The sequence below is a fragment of the Pleionea litopenaei genome (assembly GCF_031198435.1).
In the GTDB taxonomy this organism is placed as follows: Bacteria; Pseudomonadota; Gammaproteobacteria; order Enterobacterales; family Kangiellaceae; genus Pleionea; species Pleionea litopenaei.
In genome coordinates, this window is record NZ_CP133548.1 from 2,985,137 (window position 1) to 3,005,772 (window position 20,636).

Annotated in this window: 20 protein-coding genes and 1 other RNA gene; 11 read left to right on the plus strand and 10 right to left on the minus strand. The window is 45.6% G+C overall.

Going from position 1 to position 20,636, the window contains the following annotated elements:
- Positions 1-6 precede the first annotated feature (6 nt).
- The 3 genes from ssrS to Q9312_RS13410 form a co-directional block, all read right to left on the minus strand.
- A non-coding RNA gene (gene ssrS, locus Q9312_RS13400) (6S RNA) lies at positions 7-188 on the minus strand.
- An 8-nt stretch (positions 189-196) separates the two neighbouring features.
- On the minus strand, positions 197-514 hold the full coding sequence (locus Q9312_RS13405; protein ID WP_309201368.1) for a cell division protein ZapA: 318 nt from the start codon (positions 512-514) through the stop codon (positions 197-199).
- Positions 515-520: 6 nt separating this feature from the next.
- Positions 521-721, minus strand: coding sequence for a TIGR02449 family protein (locus tag Q9312_RS13410; protein WP_309201369.1), 201 nt, complete (start codon positions 719-721; stop codon positions 521-523).
- Positions 722-836: 115 nt separating this feature from the next.
- On the opposite strand from Q9312_RS13410, the gene Q9312_RS13415 reads away from it, so the two are divergent.
- From Q9312_RS13415 to Q9312_RS13430, 4 genes are read left to right on the plus strand one after another with little or no spacing between them, the layout of a single operon-like run.
- Complete coding sequence (locus Q9312_RS13415; RefSeq protein WP_309201370.1) at positions 837-1,421, plus strand: UPF0149 family protein; 585 nt, start codon at positions 837-839, stop codon at positions 1,419-1,421.
- Positions 1,422-1,447: 26 nt separating this feature from the next.
- Positions 1,448-2,770: a Xaa-Pro aminopeptidase gene (pepP, locus tag Q9312_RS13420; RefSeq protein ID WP_309201371.1), complete on the plus strand. Its 1,323-nt coding sequence runs from the start codon at positions 1,448-1,450 to the stop codon at positions 2,768-2,770.
- 59 nt (positions 2,771-2,829) lie between these two features.
- Positions 2,830-4,140, plus strand: coding sequence for a 2-octaprenyl-6-methoxyphenyl hydroxylase (gene ubiH / locus Q9312_RS13425; RefSeq protein ID WP_309201372.1), 1,311 nt, complete (start codon positions 2,830-2,832; stop codon positions 4,138-4,140).
- A gap of 7 nt (positions 4,141-4,147) precedes the next feature.
- Positions 4,148-5,341, plus strand: a complete 1,194-nt coding sequence (locus Q9312_RS13430) for a UbiH/UbiF/VisC/COQ6 family ubiquinone biosynthesis hydroxylase (protein WP_309201373.1) — start codon at positions 4,148-4,150, stop codon at positions 5,339-5,341.
- Here the strand turns inward: Q9312_RS13430 and envZ are convergent.
- Together envZ and ompR are read right to left on the minus strand one after the other, a co-directional pair.
- Positions 5,325-6,614, minus strand: a complete 1,290-nt coding sequence (gene envZ, locus Q9312_RS13435; RefSeq protein ID WP_309201374.1) for a two-component system sensor histidine kinase EnvZ — start codon at positions 6,612-6,614, stop codon at positions 5,325-5,327. The two genes, Q9312_RS13430 and envZ, sit on opposite strands and share 17 nt — an antisense overlap.
- A 48-nt stretch (positions 6,615-6,662) precedes the next feature.
- Positions 6,663-7,385 (minus strand): osmolarity response regulator transcription factor OmpR, encoded by a 723-nt coding sequence (ompR, locus tag Q9312_RS13440; RefSeq protein WP_309201375.1) that lies wholly within the window; start codon positions 7,383-7,385, stop codon positions 6,663-6,665.
- Between the two features lie 290 nt (positions 7,386-7,675).
- Between ompR and Q9312_RS13445 the strand changes: the two genes are divergently transcribed.
- Complete coding sequence (locus Q9312_RS13445) at positions 7,676-9,991, plus strand: Tex family protein (RefSeq protein ID WP_309201376.1); 2,316 nt, start codon at positions 7,676-7,678, stop codon at positions 9,989-9,991.
- Positions 9,992-10,343: 352 nt separating this feature from the next.
- Here the strand turns inward: Q9312_RS13445 and Q9312_RS13450 are convergent, their stop codons facing one another.
- Entirely contained in the window at positions 10,344-10,529 is a 186-nt protein-coding gene (locus tag Q9312_RS13450) for a hypothetical protein (protein WP_309201377.1), read from the minus strand.
- A gap of 358 nt (positions 10,530-10,887) precedes the next feature.
- Between Q9312_RS13450 and Q9312_RS13455 the strand changes: the two genes are divergently transcribed.
- Positions 10,888-11,490: a Yip1 family protein gene (locus tag Q9312_RS13455; RefSeq protein ID WP_309201378.1), complete on the plus strand. Its 603-nt coding sequence runs from the start codon at positions 10,888-10,890 to the stop codon at positions 11,488-11,490.
- 107 nt (positions 11,491-11,597) lie between these two features.
- Positions 11,598-12,137, plus strand: coding sequence for a disulfide bond formation protein B (locus Q9312_RS13460; protein ID WP_309201379.1), 540 nt, complete (start codon positions 11,598-11,600; stop codon positions 12,135-12,137).
- Between the two features lie 14 nt (positions 12,138-12,151).
- On the opposite strand, the gene Q9312_RS13465 is transcribed toward Q9312_RS13460, so the two are convergent.
- On the minus strand, positions 12,152-14,092 hold the full coding sequence (locus tag Q9312_RS13465; protein ID WP_309201380.1) for a PAS domain-containing sensor histidine kinase: 1,941 nt from the start codon (positions 14,090-14,092) through the stop codon (positions 12,152-12,154).
- 214 nt (positions 14,093-14,306) lie between these two features.
- Here Q9312_RS13465 and rsd point away from each other — a divergent pair, with 214 nt between their 5' ends.
- Both rsd and Q9312_RS13475 read left to right on the plus strand, forming a co-directional pair.
- Positions 14,307-14,750 (plus strand): sigma D regulator, encoded by a 444-nt coding sequence (rsd, locus tag Q9312_RS13470; protein ID WP_309201381.1) that lies wholly within the window; start codon positions 14,307-14,309, stop codon positions 14,748-14,750.
- Between the two features lie 40 nt (positions 14,751-14,790).
- Complete coding sequence (locus Q9312_RS13475; protein ID WP_309201382.1) at positions 14,791-15,078, plus strand: antibiotic biosynthesis monooxygenase family protein; 288 nt, start codon at positions 14,791-14,793, stop codon at positions 15,076-15,078.
- Between the two features lie 90 nt (positions 15,079-15,168).
- Here the strand turns inward: Q9312_RS13475 and Q9312_RS13480 are convergent, their stop codons facing one another.
- Positions 15,169-15,522: an Mpo1-like protein gene (locus tag Q9312_RS13480; RefSeq protein WP_309201383.1), complete on the minus strand. Its 354-nt coding sequence runs from the start codon at positions 15,520-15,522 to the stop codon at positions 15,169-15,171.
- A 2-nt stretch (positions 15,523-15,524) separates the two neighbouring features.
- Positions 15,525-16,322 carry a BamJ family beta-barrel-assembly machinery protein gene (gene bamJ, locus Q9312_RS13485; protein WP_309201384.1) on the minus strand — a complete coding sequence of 266 codons (798 nt, stop codon included), beginning with the start codon at positions 16,320-16,322 and terminating at the stop codon, positions 15,525-15,527.
- A gap of 66 nt (positions 16,323-16,388) precedes the next feature.
- On the opposite strand from bamJ, the gene Q9312_RS13490 reads away from it, so the two are divergent.
- Positions 16,389-17,408 (plus strand): WD40 repeat domain-containing protein, encoded by a 1,020-nt coding sequence (locus tag Q9312_RS13490; RefSeq protein WP_309201385.1) that lies wholly within the window; start codon positions 16,389-16,391, stop codon positions 17,406-17,408.
- Between the two features lie 12 nt (positions 17,409-17,420).
- Here Q9312_RS13490 and Q9312_RS13495 read toward each other — a convergent pair whose 3' ends face one another.
- Entirely contained in the window at positions 17,421-19,073 is a 1,653-nt protein-coding gene (locus Q9312_RS13495) for a M28 family peptidase (protein WP_309201386.1), read from the minus strand.
- Between the two features lie 197 nt (positions 19,074-19,270).
- Between Q9312_RS13495 and Q9312_RS13500 the strand changes: the two genes are divergently transcribed.
- Positions 19,271-20,635, plus strand: coding sequence for an adenosylmethionine--8-amino-7-oxononanoate transaminase (locus tag Q9312_RS13500; RefSeq protein ID WP_309201387.1), 1,365 nt, complete (start codon positions 19,271-19,273; stop codon positions 20,633-20,635).
- The last annotated feature ends 1 nt before the right edge of the window (position 20,636 follow it).

Genomic DNA, 20,636 nt, shown 5'->3' on the forward strand with positions numbered 1-20,636 from the left:
AAGGATGCACACCCAGAATGCCGTTGCAGGTATTGGCCCTAGAACCCATGGCTCTAGGTGGGGATCTTGGTATCGGATCAGGCTTCCCGGTACATGCCGGACTTGCACAACACCAATAACAGCCCGAACCCCGGTGAAAAAATTATCGGCTCAAGGACGTTCTCCGCTTTCGAACACCCCAGGCTGCATCCAAGTGTTATGTTAACTCTAACTGGCTATCGGATGCCAATACTTCCTCGATTCGATACTTCAATTGCGATAAACGTGAGGTGTCGACGGTCGCTTTGCCAGAGTCTCCGCCACCGTTAAGCAGCTCGAAAGCTAGATTTAACGCTGCCATGACAGCAATTCGCTCGGTACCTACCACGCGACCACTGTCGCGGATTTCTCGCATGCGGCCATCTAAGAATCGAGCGGCTTCGACCAATTGGTCACGCTGACTTTTCGGTGAAGAGAATTGATACTCTCGTTCAAGAATTCGTAATGTGATTGAGTTGCTGGGCTCCTGACTCATGTGCAATTACCCCATTGATTTCAGGCGCGTAACGATGGATTCGATTTTCTCTGAGGCGAGTTTATTCTTTTCAAGCAGACGCGCTCGATCAGCGATCAGCTCGTCTTGCTTAACTTTCAATGAGCGATTTTCTTGTTGTAACTGGTGAAATCGTTCTAAAAGTTGCTCAACGCGCCCTTCAAGTTGAGAAATTTCTGAATTTTCCATAGCAAGCTGTTGTTTTTTCTAATGGTTTAAATATAGAGCTACGCGCGGTTCGGGTCAATGATATAATCGTTCTAATCAACAATGGATCACCTTAAAACAGCTATTAAGAGCAATTATGACCACTGCAAACGTATTAAACTTTGATGATTTAGAAGATATTCTGGCCGAACAAGAGTGCGAAACCCAGGCGAGTGAGTTACAAGGCATGATTTGTGGGTTGTTTGCCGGTGGTATGGCGAATAATGGAAAGTCTTGGAAAGTGCCTGTCATGCAGCATTTAAATGAAGGGAAACTGTTTCCGCAAGAAGCGATGACGGCTCTTGATCACTACGTTCAACACTTAGGTGAGCAACTTGAGGCGAGCATTTTTGAATTGAATATGCTGTTACCTCCTGAGTCTGCGAGTATTGAGGAACGTTTGCATAATACCAGTGAGTGGGCACAAGGATTTTTGCTTGGATATGGCATGCAAGTGGGTGAACAAAAATTAGCCAGCGATGACCTGAATGAGGCGATTGAGGACCTCATGGAAATAGCCAAGGTCGATTTAGAAGTCGAAGAAAATGAGCAGATGGAACAAGCCTTGTATACCGTGATAGAGCATGTCAAAGTGACGGCGCAAGTGGTGTATTTAGAAACTCGATCGATGGTTAATGACGCCGTTGAGCAAATGCAACAAACCAAACCGTCGATTCATTAACTCAACCAATTTAACTGGAGGAAAACGTGATAAGTAAGCAAGAATATGCTCGACGTCGAAAACAATTGATGGACACCATGGAGCCCGGCAGCATTGCAATCATTGCTTCGGCTCAAGAGTTGGTGCGCAGTCGCGATACGCACTTTATGTTTCGACAAGACAGTGACTTTCATTACTTATCGGGGTTTCCTGAGCCAAATGCGGTCATCGCACTAATTCCTGGACGGGAGCATGGCGAGTTTGTTCTTTTCTGCAACGATAAAGATCTTGAGCAAGAAACCTGGCATGGGCGTCGGTTTGGTCCGGAAGCGGCTTGTGATGAATTTGCTGCAGATGATGCTTTTCCCATCGATGATATTGACGATATCTTGCCAGGAATGATGGAAGGCCGACATCGCATTTATTATGAAATGGGTAAAAACAATGAACTCGATAATCGAGTCATGGGGTGGGTCAATAAAATTCGAGCGCAAGTAAAAAAAGGTGCCCAACCACCGGGAGAATTTGTTGACTTACGTCATGCACTGCATGAGCTTCGACTGTTTAAGTCAGCGGCAGAAATAAAGTTGATGCGTAAATCGGCAGCCATTGCGGTTGACGCCCACTTACGAGCGATGAATGTTTGTCAGCCGGGTATGACCGAGTGGCAAATAGAAGCAGAGCTACATTATGAGTTTGCTCGTCAAGGAGCCCGCTACCCCGCCTACTCTTCGATCGTGGCGAGTGGTGATAATGCGTGTATTCTTCATTACACGGAAAATCAAAGTAAGTTAAAAAAAGAAGATTTATTGTTAATCGATGCTGGCGCTGAATATCAAATGTACGCCTCTGACATCACTCGAACCTTTCCCGTTAGCGGCGTCTTTTCTGAACCGCAAAAAGAGCTTTATAACCTAGTATTGAAAGCTCAACTCGCAGCCATTGAGACGATTCGTCCTGGTAGCCATTGGATGCAAGCACATGAGACCGCAGTAGCGGTGTTGACTGAGGGAATGGTTGAGCTAGGGCTTTTAAAAGGTGATGTCGCACAATTGATTGAAGAGGAAGCCTATAAGCGTTTCTATATGCATAAGACCGGGCACTGGATTGGTCTTGATGTGCATGATGTTGGAGACTATTCCATTGAAGGCCAGCCACGCGTTCTTGAAGCCGGAATGGTTATGACGGTTGAGCCGGCTATTTATATTCCCGCTAATGCAGACGATGTCGCCGCGAAATATCGAGGTATTGGCATTCGCATTGAAGACGATGTGTTAGTGACCGCATCGGGCCATGATATCTTAACTGATGGCGTGCCAAAAACAATCGAAGAAATAGAAGCGATCATGGCGCAGCAAAAGGCGGCTTAAAACAGTCGCTGCCGTTAGTTCATTAGCAATGTAAAGCTTTCTAAGAAGGATTGACTCGGATGCAAAGCGAAAGTCGCAACGAAAACAAGGATCATGATTTTGATGTGATTATTGTTGGTGGCGGAATGGTTGGTGCAACCTTAGCTCTCGCCCTAGCACCATTGAATTTATCAATTGCCATCGTCGAAGCGTTTCCTCAAGGTGCTAGCCAGCCGAGTTTTGATGATCGGTCAATCGCACTATCGTTGGGCTCGAAACAGCTGCTTGAGCAATTTGGTGTCTGGCGTTCAATGGCCTCTAGTGTCGCTCCGATTGAACATATTCATGTTTCTGACCGTGGGCATCTGGGTCTTTGCAGAATGCATGCTGAAGACGTCGGTGAATCGGCATTGGGTTTTGTCGTTGAGAACCGAGTGATGGGGCAGCAGTTGCATGAGCAACTGAAGCAATATGAGACAATCACCCAGTTTGTACCGGCTGAAATTACTGACTACCAATGCCGTTCGCAGGCGGCTCAGTTGACCATTCATCACCTTGATCAATCGAAAAGACTTCGTAGCAAACTGATTGTTGCAGCCGATGGCACCCACTCTCCAATGGCTCAGCGAAGTCATATTGGCTTTCAAAGTTTTGAGTATGGTCAATATGCAGCCATTGCGAATATCGCGACCGATAAACCGCCGAATGGCTGGGCTTATGAACGTTTTACTGAGCACGGACCGATTGCTCTGCTGCCGTTGGTTCGTGATCGTTACTCGGTGGTTTGGACGGTGGCGCCGGAGCAAGTATCTGAATTAAGAGACTCAGACGACTCGGAATTTCTGAAACGGCTACAGCAAGCTTTCGGTTATCGTGTCGGGCGAATGATGAAGGTGGGTCAAAGGCAATTTTATCCGTTGACTCAGCGCCGTTTACTCAGAGGATTTGATCTGCGTTTGGTGTTTGTTGGTAACGCACTTCACACCGGCCATCCCGTTGCTGGTCAAGGATTTAATTTAGGGATCCGCGATGTCGCGGCACTGGTTGAAATGATAGCGATGACGCGTTATTTAAATGAAGATTATGGCAGCCAAACCTGTTTAGAGTTTTACTGGGAATCTCGTCAAACTGATATCGATGAAACCTTGGCCATGACTGAAACGCTAGTGCGTAGCTTTTCAAACACCAACCCTGCTTTGGCATTGGGTCGAAATCTAGCCTTATTGGCGCTTGATAAGTGCTCAATATTGCGCAATGGGCTCGCCGAAGTCGCTATGGGCAAACGACATGATTTAAGTGGTCTAGCGCGTGGAATTCCTCTGTCGGAGCTCCATCGGCAACCAAAACGTGACGGATTGGCGGCGCGACTATTAAAGCAATGTGAGGATTAAAGTGGCGATGAAACAACAAGTCGATGTTTTAATTAATGGCGGCGGCATGGTTGGTCTTGCATTCGCGGCGTTACTGCCAGAAGAGTTATCCATAGGCATTGTCGAGCTTAATCCAGGAAGTTCAATCACTCAGTTAGACGAGCAAATTGACCATCGTGTAAGCGCCTTGTCACGACAATCTGAAGAGATGCTGAAACGCATTGGTTGTTGGAAAAAAATACCATCGACTCGTTTGTCTGCCTACCAACGTATGGAGGTATGGGAGCACAATGGTACTTCTAAGCTAACCTTCACCGCACAAGAGTTGGCGACTCAAAACTTGGGCCATATCGTTGAGAACAGCGTTATTCGAGCTGCGCTTATGGATCGTTTGGCGGAGCAATCAAATATTACGTGGATGAATTGTCCGATGGTTGCCATAGAGAGTGACTCGGACTTAATCTGTGCAACCTTTGAAGATAACCGTCAGTGTTATGCCAAGCTTTTAGTTGGCGCCGATGGCGTTCATTCAAAAGTACGTGAGCTGGCAGGCATAGCGGTCGATCAAAAGAACTACTTTCAACAGGCGTTGGTCGCGACGATAGCTACCGAAAAATCTCATCAATTCACTGCGTGGCAGCGATTTTTAGAGACCGGACCTATCGCTTATTTACCCTTAGTTGACGAAAAACTCAGCTCAATTGTTTGGTCGTTACAGGAAGACAAAGCTGCCGACGTTTTATCATTGTCGAAAGAACAGCAACAATCATTAATTGCTAATGCGCTCGGATATGAGTTAGGTGCAATCGAACTGCAATCGGAGCTCCAATCCTTCCCGTTAGTTGCAAGGCACGCTGAAACTTACATCAAGGACCGTGTGGCTTTGATTGGTGATGCTGCCCATTCGATTCATCCATTGGCAGGTCAAGGGGTAAACCTTGGATTTAAAGACGCCGAACAACTTGCGCAACGCGTGTCTTTGGCTGCTAAAACGTCCATTGATAAGGTAGGGGCGTTTGCCATGTTGCGCCGCTATGAGCGTGCTAGAAAAGCGGATAATCATATGACGCAAAAAGCAATGACCGCGCTCAATTGGATATACAGCCAGCCTTCATTACCAATGACGATGATAAGAAACCTAGGCGTGTCTTTATTGCAGCAATCACCCTCAATAAAGCGACGGCTTGCGAAGCAGGCGATGGGACTTAGTGCGATTGGATAGGAAAAACCAACCGTGCTTGAAGCCCTCCGCGAGGCAAGTTGTGTAATGAAATTTCGCCGTGATGTAATTCAACGATACGCTTAACGATGGCAAGTCCCAAGCCAGAACCTCGGCCGGTACGCGCTTGCTCGCCACGGGCGAAAGGTTGAAACAAGCGTTCGACATCCATATCAGCAATGCCGTCACCGTGATCGGAAACCGTAATAATAATGTTATTTTTCTCTTCGAAGCTTGCGACTTCTATTGGAGGTCGGCCATAGCGAAAACCATTTTCGACTAAGTTTATAAGCATTCGCTTCATCGCTAAAACTTTGACAGGATAGTTTGGGATAGGGTTTAGGTCGGCGGTTACATCTCGTTGGTGTAACTGATTATTTTCAACAATCTGTTCAATGATTTGGTTGATATCTATCCATTGTTCAGGCTCGTCGCGTCCGTCTCGGACAAAAGATATAAACTGATCGATGATTGCATCCATATCTTCCGTATCAGCAATAATTCCATTCTTCGTTTCTTCATCTTGTTCTCCGAGAAATTCAGACGCTAAGCGAATGCGCGTGATTGGCGTTCGCAGATCGTGTGAAATTCCTGCCAGCAAAAGTGTTCGATCTTCTTCTAACTGGTGTACATCTTGCGCCATTTGGTTGAATGCTCGGGTGACCGCGACCAGTTCACGAGCGCCTTGTTCTTTTAGTCGACCAGGGAAGTCGCCGCGACCAATTTCTCTTGCGGCTAACTCAAGACGCTTGAGTGGTCGATGCAATTGTCGAGCGAATAACCAGCCACCCAGAGAGCTGAGTAAGAAGATAATGCTCAAGTAAGCACTGACAATGAAAAGCCAGCTGTAATCAATGCGAATGGAGGGAATTCTGATCCAAATATCTTTCTGCTGAGGGTGTAAAATCCAATAGTAGGCTTTGTCGGACTCTTCTATACGAAGCTCGGTGCCTTGGCCAAGGTATTCGGACAGTTTGTCCGATAAGCTTTTATAGTGCTTGGCACCGTCAAGGCCATTGCCTACCGCTTCTTTGAAGGCGAATACCTCAATGCCAGTGGCTCGTTCAAAAGCTTCAATGACTTTTGGCGAAACGTTATTTTGCTCGTGAATAACGATGGTATTCATTTGGTTCGCCAGCTGTTTCATTAAGATTTCGCTGTTGGGCTGAACCACGATAAATGCGGTAACAAATGAGTAGGCAACCCAATTGATAAACAACAAGCCGCCAACCATGAGTGCGGTGCGACCGAATGCACCTTGAGGAATTAATCGCATAGACTGTCTATTTTTAGCTGCGCGTTGAACCGCGCAGCGATTGTGCTTTTACGCTGCGCCACCATCGGGCACGAACACATAACCCACACCCCACACGGTTTGAATGTAACGGGGTTTCGCTGGATCTTCTTCGATCATGCGGCGTAATCGAGATACTTGAACATCGATACTTCGCTCTAATGCACTGTAGTCTCGACCGCGCGCTAAATTCATTAACTTGTCTCGTGAAAGCGGCTGGCGAGCGTGTGAAACCAAAGCTTTGAGAACCGCAAACTCACCGCTGGTTAAATTCATCACTTGTTCACCACGACTCATTTCGCGCGTCGCGAGATTCAGTTTGAACTCTCCAAACGTGATTTCTTTCTCCTCTGAGCTTGGAGCACCCGGGATTTCTTTCATACGACGGCGTAACACCGCTTTGATGCGGGCTAGCAGCTCTCGAGGGTTAAATGGCTTCGCTAGATAATCATCGGCACCCAGCTCTAACCCAATAATTCGATCAACCTCGTCGCCTTTGGCCGTTAGCATAACAATAGGTATTTGGTTTTCAGAGGAGCGTAGTCGACGACATATTGATAAGCCATCTTCGCCGGGTAGCATGAGGTCCAGTACCATTAGATGGTAGTTTTCTCGCTCTAAAAAACGATCCATTTGCTCGGCATTGGCAACCGTTCTTACGATGTAACCCTGTTCTTTGAGGTAGCGCTCTAATAGACTGCGCAATCTTAAGTCATCATCGACAACTAAAATCTTGGGGGTTTCTTCAGTCATGGCGACTTCCTGTGTATTGTTATCTTTGTTTCTTCTTTAGCGAATGAATTTTTTCGTGAATAAAGCTAGTGGTCATTCGGCTTGCCATTTTTCTCATACTATCAATGTTTTAGCTTAGTTCACAAGCGCGTTTATGTAACCATTTATTGGAATTTCTTACGGATAAATCGCTCATCGGCTCCCTTTCAATTCCGTCATTGGGTATAATCGCGCGCCTAGGAAAAGTAGCGCCCACGATGGGGAAGGTTACTTAAACAATAATATTTACCCAGCAACTTCGGAACTTTTTTATGCAACAGATTTCTACGCGTATTGCAGAGGAACTTGCGGTTTCACCCCGACAAGTCGACGCTGCCGTTCAATTATTAGATGAAGGCGCGACCGTCCCCTTTATTGCTCGATATCGAAAAGAAGTCACCGGTGGTCTTGATGATACGCAATTGCGCCGTCTTGACGAGCGATTGAGTTATTTGCGCGAGTTAGAGGAGCGGCGTGGTGTCATATTAAAAAGTATCGCTGACCAAGAAAAACTGACGCCTGAGTTAGAGCAGTCAATCGTTCAAGCTGAAACTAAGACAGAACTGGAAGATCTGTATCTACCGTATAAGCCTAAGCGTCGCACCAAGGCACAGATTGCTCGTGAAGCTGGATTGCAACCGCTCGCCGAGCTGTTATTAGAGGATCCGCAAAAAGATCCAGAAACAGAAGCCGCGGGCTATTTGAATTCAGAGCACAATATTGGCGATACCAAAGCCGCGCTCGATGGCGCTCGCCAAATATTAATGGAGCAATTCGCTGAAGATGCAACGCTGCTGGGTAAGTTGCGTGATTATCTATGGGAGAATGGCTACTTAAAATCGACCTTGGTCGAAGGCAAGGCAGAAGAAGGCCGAAAGTTTTCCGATTATTTTGAGTATTCAGAACCCTTGAACAAGATCCCGTCTCATCGAGCCTTGGCTGTTCTACGCGGGCGAAATGAAGGGGTACTTGGGTTGCAATTGGTGCCGAACAAAGAGTTGTTGGAAGATGAGCAAGCGTCGAACCCTTGCCAAATGATGATCGCTCAAGCTTTTAATATCGAGAATCAAGGCCGTGCAGCGGATGCTTGGTTGCAAACGGTGGTGCTGTGGACTTGGAAAATAAAACTTCATATGCACTTTGAAACTGAGCTGATTGGACGAATTCGTGAAATGGCCGAAAACGCTGCGATACACGTTTTTGCAAATAATCTGCGAGACTTATTAATGGCTGCTCCCGCTGGAGCGAAAGTAACCATGGGTCTAGATCCTGGTCTGCGCACCGGTGTTAAAGTCGTGGTTGTTGATGATACGGGTAAGCTATTAACTCATACCACTGTCTTTCCACATGCCCCTCAAAACCAATGGGATCAGTCGTTGCGCAAACTGGCAACTTTATGTGAAATGCATAAAGTTGACTTAGTTAGCATTGGTAATGGTACGGCGTCGAGAGAAACCGATAAGCTTGTCAGTGAATTGCAGAAGAAGCATCCTGAACTAACCTTCGATCGAATTATGGTCAGTGAAGCTGGGGCTTCTGTGTATTCGGCTTCTGAGTTGGCCGCACTGGAATTCCCAGATCTTGATGTTTCTTTCCGTGGTGCCGTATCAATTGCACGTCGCCTGCAAGACCCGCTGGCTGAGCTGGTTAAGATTGAGCCAAAATCAATAGGTGTAGGCCAATATCAACACGATGTTAGTCAAAGCCAATTGTCAAAAACCTTGGGCGCTGTCGTTGAAGATTGTGTAAATGCCGTTGGTGTCGATTTGAATACGGCTTCTGCACCATTATTGGCGCGAGTATCCGGTTTGAATAAAACTTTGGCTGGTAACATTGTTGCATTCCGCGAATCACACGGTCGTTTTGCCAGTCGTAAACAGTTGTTGGATGTTGAGCGCCTTGGCCCAAAAGCATTTGAGCAAGCGGCAGGGTTTTTGCGTATTCATGCCGGAGAAAATCCTCTTGATGCGTCCACGGTTCATCCAGAAGCGTATACCGTTGTTGAACAGATGCTCTCACAACTGGGTGATAAGCCGGTGGAAGCGGTGATGGGTAAAGCGGATGTGATACGGAAGTTAACCCCAGAATCCTTTGTATCAGAGCAGTTTGGATTACCAACAATCAACGACATTTTAAAAGAACTTGAGAAACCAGGACGCGATCCTCGTGGTGACTTTAAAATGGCTAAGTTCAAAGACGGTGTTGAGCATTTAGAAGACTTGAAGCCAAAGATGGAGCTCGAAGGGACTGTAACTAATGTAACCGATTTTGGGGCTTTCGTTGATATTGGCGTTCATCAAGACGGTTTGGTGCATATCTCGATGATGTCCGATAAATTTATTTCTAATCCACGTGAAGTTGTTAAAGCGGGTGACATAGTGCGCGTCCATGTTATTGATGTCGATCTTAAACGACGTCGAATAGGATTATCGATGATTGGTCCTGAGCCAGCAGGCGCTGTCACGCCGATGGCGAAAGAAAGGCCAGCTCGAACACCCAAAAAAGGACGGAATCAATCGAAACCCAGTCAGGGTCCGCAAGGTGCTCTTGGTATGGCTTTGGCGGATGCGTTAAAAAAGGGCAAGTAATATCTCTTAAAGAGAATATTGATAAAAGCTATATACTTCAAATAGTTAATGTACTCTGGTCAACTTTTATTGTGCAATTGCACAATAAAAGTTGTAAAAAATTGTTTGCAAGCAAGATAGCGGTTTGTTATAACTTTGCTGCGCTAGCGAATACAAAGAAACTCGGAGCAACCGAGTCTTGCAGACTGGAAAACCTTTACTGGCCTCACACGTTGAGGCTTTTTTATTTCTACCTTTCAATAACCGATTAATTTCTCAAGACCGACTTCATCTTCAAGCAAGACCGACTTAATCTTTAAGAAGGATAAGACGAGGTTAACTCTATAAGGCGCACGAGCAGGTTACCCGCTATTTATTCCGTCTCGTTGATGGCTTGCTCTTTACGAGCCTGAATTCTCCAACGCATGACCATTATTCCTGATAACGCAAAAAATATTCCTGGTAACCATCTTAGTGGATGTTCTGTGAAAACAATCAGCGCAACAGCTATTGTTAGATAACAGTAGGGTAACAACTGATAAACTGCTTTAGGTAACATGACTATTCCTTTTAATTTACTGAAGTGGCTCAAACCATCCTGTTTGAAAACCTCTCTTGGTTGCTTAGATAAGCAACCCCTCATTCCATGTCTATAATCGTTCCAAATGTACCATTGGGTGCATTTAATGACCCAGTTTTGAGATGTTAAGAGATCGCCTTTTGAAATAAAAGTAAATATTCCAGAAAACTTAACGTTTATGGCGGTTAGTTATAAAGCACTGGAATGTCCGTTAGACAAGTTTATCGCTAAAAGTTTGATCCGAAACAATTGATTTTGTTGCGTTGCAGCTCGTGAAATAACCAAAAAACGCATATGCTTAAATGTAGAGCCAGTTAATATAACGAGAGGAAAGTTCATGTCTTTGCGCAATACTTTTGGTTTGTTGTATGAACCTGAAAAACAGTGGCAAAAAATTTCCGAGAAGAACGATTCAGTTTTCAAAACCTACTTTAAGTACATCGTGGTCATGGCTTTGTTGCCACCTGCAGCTGCTTATGTCGGAAGCACCCATGTAGGCTGGACGCTGGGCATGTCGGATACGTATCGGTTAACGCCACAAAGTGCGCTGCAATTATCGGTAGCGGCTTACTTAGCAATACTTGTGGCAGTCTTAGTGCTCGCTTGGTTTGTCCAATGGATGGCGAAGACTTACGGGGCAAACCCGTCGTATAAGCGCTGTGTCAATTTAACGGCTTACAGTTGCACGCCACTATTTTTAGTCAGCATTCTTGGTGTGTACCCAATATTGTGGTTAGACATGCTGTTTTCATTAGTCGCGATTGGGTGGGCAGTCTATCTCTTGTATAACGGGGTGCCAATTATGATGGGTATTGACCGCGATCGAGGCTTTTTGTTTGCTAGCTCGATCATTACGGTATGCATGTGTGTATTGGTTGGTATGTTGGCGATTACCGTTATTTTTTGGGGTTGGGGGCTAGCGCCAGTCTTCACTCATTAGTGACGGACACATTTTTTAGCATTAATAGCTCTAGTATTTTTAAAGCACTTTGATATTCTCTGTGACCAGTCGGTTTAATCCGAAAATGGATCATAGAGAGTATCAGAATGAGTGTATTCCAAGTTTGTCAAAAAACCATTAATCAGCGATGGTTCAGTTTTTTCGTTGCCGGGGTGTGTGCCGCATTAATGGGGGCTGCGCTGTACTTTCAATATGGCCTGAACTTGGAACCCTGTCCTTTGTGCATTTTTCAGCGCATCGTCGTTATCGTGTTCGGAGCCGTTTTTCTACTCAAGGCTTTGTTTCATCCTCGCCCTGAATCAGGCTTTCAATATTTTTTCTTTTTCTTAGCGCTGCTTGTTGCTGGGCTTGGGGTAGGCATTGCTGGTCGTCATGTATGGTTGCAAAATTTACCAGAGCACTTGGTGCCAGCGTGCGGACCAGCTCTGGATTATTTAATGGATGTACTGCCATTTATGGAAATGCTCGAGACAGTTTTCAAAGGCTCTGGAGAGTGTGCTAAGCAAGACGGGTGGTCTTTCTTAGCTCTGAACATGCCAGAATGGATGGTGATTATTTTCAGCGTGATGCTACTGTTCAGTTTATTTGGCCTATGGACACGTTGGCAAAACCGTAAACCTTTTTGAAAGAGCGCTGAGGGTTACATCTCATCTAAAGGCAGTTGATATTGCTGTTCTGAAGTTTGGCGCTGCTTTTCTCTTTGCTTACTTTCGGGAAGAGGAATGCGAAGAGTAAATCGAGCGCCTTTACCAACATCTGAATCAACAGTGAGACTGCCGGCTAGTTGTTCCGTGACAATAAAATAAGAAACCGACAGACCGAGACCAGTACCTTGACCTTCTGGCTTTGTTGTGAAAAATGGCTCGAAAACGCGTTTGCGTGTATTGGCATCCATACCTGGGCCATTGTCTTCAATATCGATGCGAATTGCGTGCGCATCGCGACTGATACTAACGCTAATCGTTGGTGTGTTTTGATCAGGTTGTGATGCGAGTGCTTGAGCGGCATTAATCAAAAGGTTGAGAAGAACCTGGCGTAGTTTATTCTTCTGAGCTTTAATAGGCGGTAAGTTTGAAGCGTAATGCTCTTTAATTGAAATTTGTTTAAAGTCCAATTTGCGTTTTTGGTCATAGTCTTTTTCTGCCAGTCGAATGGCACTTTTCATCTCTTCAACAAGGTTTAAAGTCACACTTTCACCGTGGCTCGGTCGAGCGAAACTCAACATGTCAGCCACTATCATAGCTGCGCGCTCGCCGGCTTCTTTGATTGCATCCAGTGATTCGATTATTTGTTGGTTCTCTAGATATTCACTCATTGCGTCTAAATCTAACTCGAAGGTTTTAGCGATTTTTCGGTTACGTGGAAAGTTGTTAGAAAGTCGTCTGAGAATATTTTGAGTGCTTTGCAGAATGGCCCCAAGGGGATTATTGATCTCATGTGCCATTCCAGCAGCAAGGCCTCCTAAAGAGAGCATTTTTTCAGTTTGTACAAGAACTTCATCAAACTGCACTTTTTCAGTAACATCATCCAGTCGGATAACCACACCTGGAAGGTTAGAATCCGTTGTTTGGCTCAGTGGATACAACATGACGTTAAACTTTACTTGTTTTCCATCTAATTCAACGTCAAAGAATTCTTTAATGGATTTTCGACCTTTCTCGCTTTGTTGAATAAGAGAGAAAATATGAGATTTGAATCGTGGTAATAGGTGAGTGATGTTTTGCCCAACGGCCAGTGTTTCGGGAATATGGAAAACTTTCTCCGCTTCTAAATTCCATTGAGTTACTCGCAGTTTGTCGTTTAATGCGATGATTACCGATGGCATCGAGTTAACTAAGTTTTCGAGCAATAAACGAATTTCGAAGATTCTCTTTTCCGTTAATTCGCGTCGTTGTACCTCTTCAACAAGTTTCTGTGTGCGTTCTTGCATTCGGCTTTCAAGCCGGTTTCGAACTCGTTCGAGTGCTTCTTTTGAAGCATGTAATTCTTGCTCCACTAATCGTCGACGAGTGATGTCTCGTGTAATTTCTAAGTAGTAGGTTCCTTCCATCCAACCGGCGATAGAAACATGGTTTTCAACTGGAATTTTTTCGCCTTTAAGCGATTGATAATGGGTCTCGAAAGTCACCGTTTGTCCGGTAAACAGCTGTTGATGCATGCGTGGATTTCGGTACAAAGTACACTCGGTATCAAGATCAAGGTTACGCATGTTTTTGAGTTGTTCAACCGAGTACCCAAGTATCTCGCAAGCACGACGATTGGCGTTAACAATTTGCCCATTAGGTCGAGTGATTAAAATCATATCCGCGGCATGGTCGATTAGTTCTGCGACATTACGACGAGTCTCTGACGTGCGAGTTTGCTGCTGTCCAAGTAATGTAATCACTCTCATCAGTGGGTAAATGAGAACGATAAGTGATAACACAAAGGCTTTGTGCGAGACATAGCCTTCAAGCATGCGCTCTTGATCAAACTCAATTAGGTTAAAGACGTTTTGAATCAGTATTGGGAGCAGTAATAATCCGCAAAAGAGAATAAATACCCAATATTGCAAAGCGGCAAATCGAAAATTTCGCAGCATTCTTCGTCCGGTTTTATTTTTCTTTTCTCATGGGTTCATAATAGATGAAATCTTACGACAACGCATGACGAAAAATTTTGCAACATCAAGCGGATATGATAAAAAGGTAGTGCTTGAGTTTATCGTATCGCTTTGATTGCGGATCGTCAGGGAGGCCAGTCAAAGTCGTTTTCAAGCATTAAAACATTTATAAGTATAAGACGGGGAGAGGGTTATGCTGGATTCTGTGGCACAGGATTCGAGAACCGCAAGCGTCGTTGCACGTTGGTTAGCGGAAAGGAATGAACTGCTGGTGCTGTATTGCCGACTTACTGGAAAGCGCAAAGATCAGGTTCTTCCCGACAAGTCTCAGATTAATCAATTTTGCGATATACTCATTGACTATGTCTCTGCGGGTCACTTTGAAGTTTATGAACAAGTGGTGAGCTTGTGCGATAAGAAAGGACCGCAGTCTTTGCAGCTGTTGGAAGAAGTATTCCCGCGCATCAGCAAGACAACCGATATCGTGGTCGACTTTAACGACAAATATTCAGACGATCAGGCAAATGAAGAGTTAATGAGTCAGCTTGACAAAGATTTGTCTAAACTGGGTGAAGCCATTGCATCGCGCGTAGAGCTTGAAGATCAGTTGATTGATACGCTTGCTGAATTCCATTAGTGAGTCGTTTCGCAAGTTCCATAGGGTTTGGAGTTAACATATGATTCGAGTGATAATTGAGCGTCAATTGAAGCCCGGCTGTTATGAAGAGTATGCGACAGTGATTCGTCGTGCTAAAAAAGAAGCGGCGCGCAAGCAAGGCTTTATGGGCGGAGAGCTCTATTTTGATCAAGCCGATACGAACCGAATTTACATCATCGCTGCTTGGGACACCATTCAACACTGGGAGCAGTGGGATAAGAGCGCTGAGCGTAAAAGTCTGACGCAAGAGCTGGCAGAGTTAATGTCAGGCCCAGAAAAAGTGACTGTATTAACCAGTCGCCGATAGTCGTTTTAACGAAATCCTGCTAGACAAGTGGGCACGCCATTCGAGTGGCCGAGTTTCATGATTGTTTAACGAGAAAACAAAGAGGCTCGCTTAATCATCGAGCTGGGGCGAGAAGGGGATATTAAACTTTTGATATTCCTGACGCAGCCGACCCGTTAAAGCAAACCCAAACATTCGATAGTCAGCTAATAAAGACCAGACTGGATGACGAAATGTCGCGGGACGGTTTTTTTCAAATTGAAAGTGGCCAATCCATGCAGGACCGTACCCTGCGATTAGCACTAACCAAAACCATTGCCATTGTTGACTGACCAGTAAAATAAGAACCGCGGCAATCGATGCCGCCGTTCCTAAGTAGTGCCAAGCTCGGCAAGTGGGAGAGCGATGCTCTCCCAAGTAATATGGCCAAAACTGTTGAAATGTAAGAAGTTTTTGGCCGCTCATTACTATTGAACCTCGCTGTCGCCTTCTTTTTCTGCGGCTTCTTGAGTAGACTCGATGTTCAGTAGTTCAACATCAAATATCAAGGTTGCACCACCAGGAATGCTAGGAGGCATGCCTCGATCACCGTAACCTAAGTCAGAAGGAATGTAGAAGCGGTACTTATCGCCAACGCTCATTAATTGAACGCCTTCAGTCCAGCCTTTGATCACTCGATTAAGAGGGAAGTCAATTGGCTCGCCGCGCTCAACGCTGCTGTCAAATTGAGTTCCATCGATTAATGTGCCTGTGTAATGAACTTTAACGACATCGGTGGCTTTCGGTTTGTTGTCGCTGTCACCTGTCGAAATTACTTTGTAGTGTAATCCTGACTCGGTCGCTTTGATGCTGTCATCTTCTGCTTTTAACTGAGCAATATGTGCCGCGCCTTTATCTTTTTCAGGTTGAACCTTAGCTGATTGCTCTTCGTGCATTTTCGCTTGAATGGCGCCTTGAAATGCCATCAATTGTTCTTGAACCTGCGCTTCTGTTAACTGAGGATTACCGTTTAAACCATCAGCGAAGCCTTTGGCCATTAATTCAAAGTCAATGTTCATCTTTTTTAGCATTTCGTCGCTACTGATGCGCTGCGCCGACATAGCGCCAATCGCATAGCTTTGCTTTGCAATGTCGGTTTTTAATTCAACAGCGGTACTGGCTGATTGCGTTTTGGCTTCTGCGTTAGCGTCTGTTTTTGTTTCTGTATTTTGCTGGCAGCCGGCGAGAAGTGCACCGATAACCGCAAGTGGTATTAGTTTTTTCACAAGTTTTCCCCTACAGTATTATTTAATTTAAAAATTTGACCTGCAGTCTAACCAGTTATGTGCCAAATGCCAAACCAGCTTGCTGTGAATATTAAACGCTTCACATATTCGACAGTGGTTATCGCCTTATTTTTCATAAACAGCCTGCTCTTAGTGGGATGTGAGTCGTCTGAATCGGCTGTCGAAGAGTGGCCTCATGCTGCTGTAGGCATGTACGATGCGTCGCTCTCGGACGATGGTCGCTTTGCTTTGGTCGCTTCAGTCAACCATCAAGCTGGCTACTGGGATCTGCAACAAAATAAACTGCTGTTTCAGTGGCGTCACAATGATGATCCTGAATCAGGAATTACGGTATCGGACATCTCACCCGATGGCTCTCGTGCCTTGACCGCCGATAAAAGTACCTTTGTCATTTGGAATACCACATCAGGAAAGCCCTATGGGTACTGGCAAGCTCCTGCCGACATTACTTCTGCCGCTCTCTCTGACAAAGCCAAATATGTGTTGCTGGGGCTCAGCGACGGGCGAGTGGTCCATATCGATATGGAGTCCGGTAGACGCTTGGAGTTTACCGGTCATCGAAACAACCGAATTGCCAGCGTTGATATGTCGGCGAATGGAGTTTGGGCATTCTCTGGCGCTTATGATGGAAGAGTCGTCTTGTGGAACACTCAATCGGGTCAGCCTCGCTATGTGTTTGAGCACGATTCACGAGTTACTTTAGTTCGGTTGGAGTCGCAAGGCCGATTAGCATTTTCATCAGGAACTCGCGGTAACGCCATCGTATGGGATTTGGAGTCGGGAGTTGAGCGAGTAAGCTTAGCGTTAAAGCCGCGGGAATATGTGATGACCGCAGCAGCGTTTTCGGCTGATGGTCGCTTGTTAGCGACTGGAGCCCCTGGACGTGATGTACGTCTTTGGTCAACTCAAAACGGCAGTCTTGTGCACCAATGGCAAGTCAAAACTCGAGACCAATGGAAGCCTTCTGGCGCCATTGTTTGGGCAGTAGCCTTTACCCCAGATGGCCATATCGTCACTGAAGCTTCTTCAGGATATGGCCAAATGTGGCGGCTACCAAGTCAGTAGGTCGGCGATTGGCTATTTGTTTTGACCGAAGGTATCGCCGAAGAAGTCACCTTCATTCCAGTTAGGTCGGTTGTCACTATTGGCTATTTCCGTTCCAATAAGGTAGTTCACTTGAGTAAACTTAGCCCCTGCCTCGTAATCAATCGGCAGTGTCGCTTCATCGCTGGGCTGATGATAGTGCTGGTGAAAAAACTTCTGGAAGATTTTTCCGCCGTCGATCGATTCATCTAACGATTTAAAGCCAGGAACTAAAAATACCGAAGGAACACCTTGTTTAACAAACGAATAGTGGTCGGAGCGAACGAATATATTTTGTTCAGGCATTGGGTCTGGTGACAATTGTAGGCCGACTTTTTCGGCTGCATTTTGAACGTATCGGCTCATTGTCGAGTGCTCTGCACCAAAAGCGATCACATCGCCAATAGGGTACAGTATCAAAGGCATATCTAAGTTGATGTTGGCAACTAACTGATCAATTGGCACGGTGGGGTGTTGAGCGAAGTAATCTGAACCGAGTAACCCTTTCTCTTCTCCTGTTACCGCGACAAATAAAACGGAGCGCTTGGGTGGATTTTCAGAAAATAGACGCGCCGTTTCTAGCATAATGGCCGTACCACTGGCATTGTCCATAGCCCCGTTGTTGATGACGTCTTCTTGTGATGTTGAGTCTGAATGCACCCCGATGTGATCGAGATGAGCAGAATAAACAACGTATTCATTTTTTAGTTGCGGGTCTGTTCCTTCAACAATGCCTACCACATTAGGGCTAGTGATTTCGCTGTGTTTGGTGGTGACTTGTAAGTTGGCCGTGATACCAACTTCAAACTTAGGTAAGGGTTCTTGATCCGTCAGTTTTTGGCTGATGGTTGCATAGTTAAAGGGTGCCTTAGACAGCAGCTTTTCAGCAGCCTGGATACTCAAGAGTGCGCCAACCTTTATTTCTGGAATTAAATTTCCAACCTGTCCTTCACCCGTCAACCAATTGAGAGAGGGGCGGTTAATACGACCTTTAAGTCGCTCAAAGCTGTAGCGTTGCTCTCCCTGCTCGGTCTGTAAATAGATAATTCCAACAGCCCCGTGTTTTGCCGCGGCAAGAGCTCGCTGATGTCCAGAGACAAAATGCGCAGCTTCTTCAGACGGTAACGCGCTCGGCTTGTCATTGACGATCACCACGATTTTCCCAGTCACGTCAATATCGGCGTAATCGTCGTGATTGAGGTGAGGAGCACTAATGCCATAGCCAACAAAATAAAGTGGCGCCGAAACTTTCTGTTGGGTTGCCATACTGCTTCCGCTGGTTACGAAATCGTTTGGAAGGCTCAAGGTGTATGACTGATCTCCGGACACTGAAAACGTGGTTTCCTCAACGACCAGCTGGCGTTGACGAAAGGTAACTTGCTGAAGGTAGCTGCCGTTATCACCGGCTGGCGTCAGACCGTATTGCATAAAATGCGACACAACATAGTTTGCGGCAATGTCATAACCGCGAGATCCTGTGTCTCGTCCCTCGAGGAGATCACTGGCTAAAAATTCGATATGCGCTTTGAGTGCTGATGGAGTCGCCTCAGGATACTTTGGGGCTTTGGTTTGCTCTGGGCTAGACGGTTGGCAGCCACTTAGCATGACACAGAGAATCAAAGCGAAAAAGTTTGAAGAGTTTTGCATGGTTCATGGGTATCCTGTTAACTATGAACGGGTAGCTTAACGACTTGACTCAAAAAATCCAGTGCGGGTTGGTAACAAGGTTTATCGATTGTTTATAATAGCGCTCGAGTGGGTGGTCACTTTTACCCATTAATTCTGTAGTCTTCGCTTAATCTGCCGGCGACCAATTCAGTGGCAGACGATCATAGGAAAACAACATGCCCTCACACGCCCCTAAGGCCCGCTCGCTTTCGCAGCGAGATCTCGACGTCATATGGCACCCTTGTACACAAATGAAAGAGCATGAGCAGTACCCCTTATTGCCTATGGTTCGTGGTGAGGGTGTTTATCTTGTCGACGACCAAGGTCAAAAATATATCGATGCAGTCAGTAGCTGGTGGGTTAATATTTTTGGTCATGGGCGACAAGAGATTCGCGAGGCCGTTAAAGCTCAAGTTGACCAACTAGAACACGTTATCTTTGCCGGCTGCTCTAATCTACCGGCCATTGAACTCGCCGAGAAATTGGTCGCTATAACACCGCCTTCGCTTAATCGTGTGTTTTATGCTGATTGTGGCTCGGCTGCTGTAGAAGTCGCATTAAAAATGAGCTTTCAGTACTGGAAAAATGTTGGAGAGCCACAGCGAACTAAATTCATTGCCTTAGAGAATGGCTATCATGGTGAAACCATGGGCGCATTATCCGTTGGCGATGTTGCATTGTACAAAGAAACGTTTGGACCACTTTTGTTCGAAACCATTATGGCGCCTTCTCCTGATTGTTTTCATCGTGAAGAAGGCGAATCTTGGTACGATTATTCGTTACGGCAAGCCGATAAAATGGCCGAACTATTAGAGCGCCACCATCAAGAAACCTGTGCGGTAATTCTAGAACCCTTAGTGCAATGCGCTGGAAATATGCGTATGTACCATCCTGTTTATCTAAAACGCATCCGACAACTCTGCGATACTTATAAGGTGCATTTGATCTTTGATGAAATTGCGGTGGGTTTTGGACGAACTGGGACATTATTCGCCTGCGAGCAAGCCGACGTCGAGCCGGACTTTATGTGTGTGTCTAAGGGCATTACCGGTGGATTTTTACCATTGGCTGCCGTGTTAACCTCCGACCGAATTTATCAAGCGTTTTACGATGAATACTCAACCTTAAAAGGCTTCTTGCATTCTCACAGTTATACTGGAAATCCAATTGCTTGTGCCGCGGGCGTTGCTACGCTCTCTCTCTTTGAGCAACAACCTGTTCTGCAAAATAATCAAGCGCTCATTGCAAAAATGGCAAAAGCGACCGAGCGATTTAACGAGCATCCGAACGTTGCAGAAGTGCGTCAAACAGGCATGATATTGGCGATAGAAATGGTCAAGAATAAAGCCAAAAAAATTCCGTTTGATTGGCGAGAACGTCGTGGAATAAAAGTGTATCAACATGCACTTACTCGGGGGGCATTATTGCGTCCTCTAGGTAATGTCATTTATTTTATGCCGCCTTATGTGATTACAGAAGATGAAATAGACCATTTAGCTCAAGTGGCTTGGGAAGGTCTAGATATTGCGGTTAACGATTAAT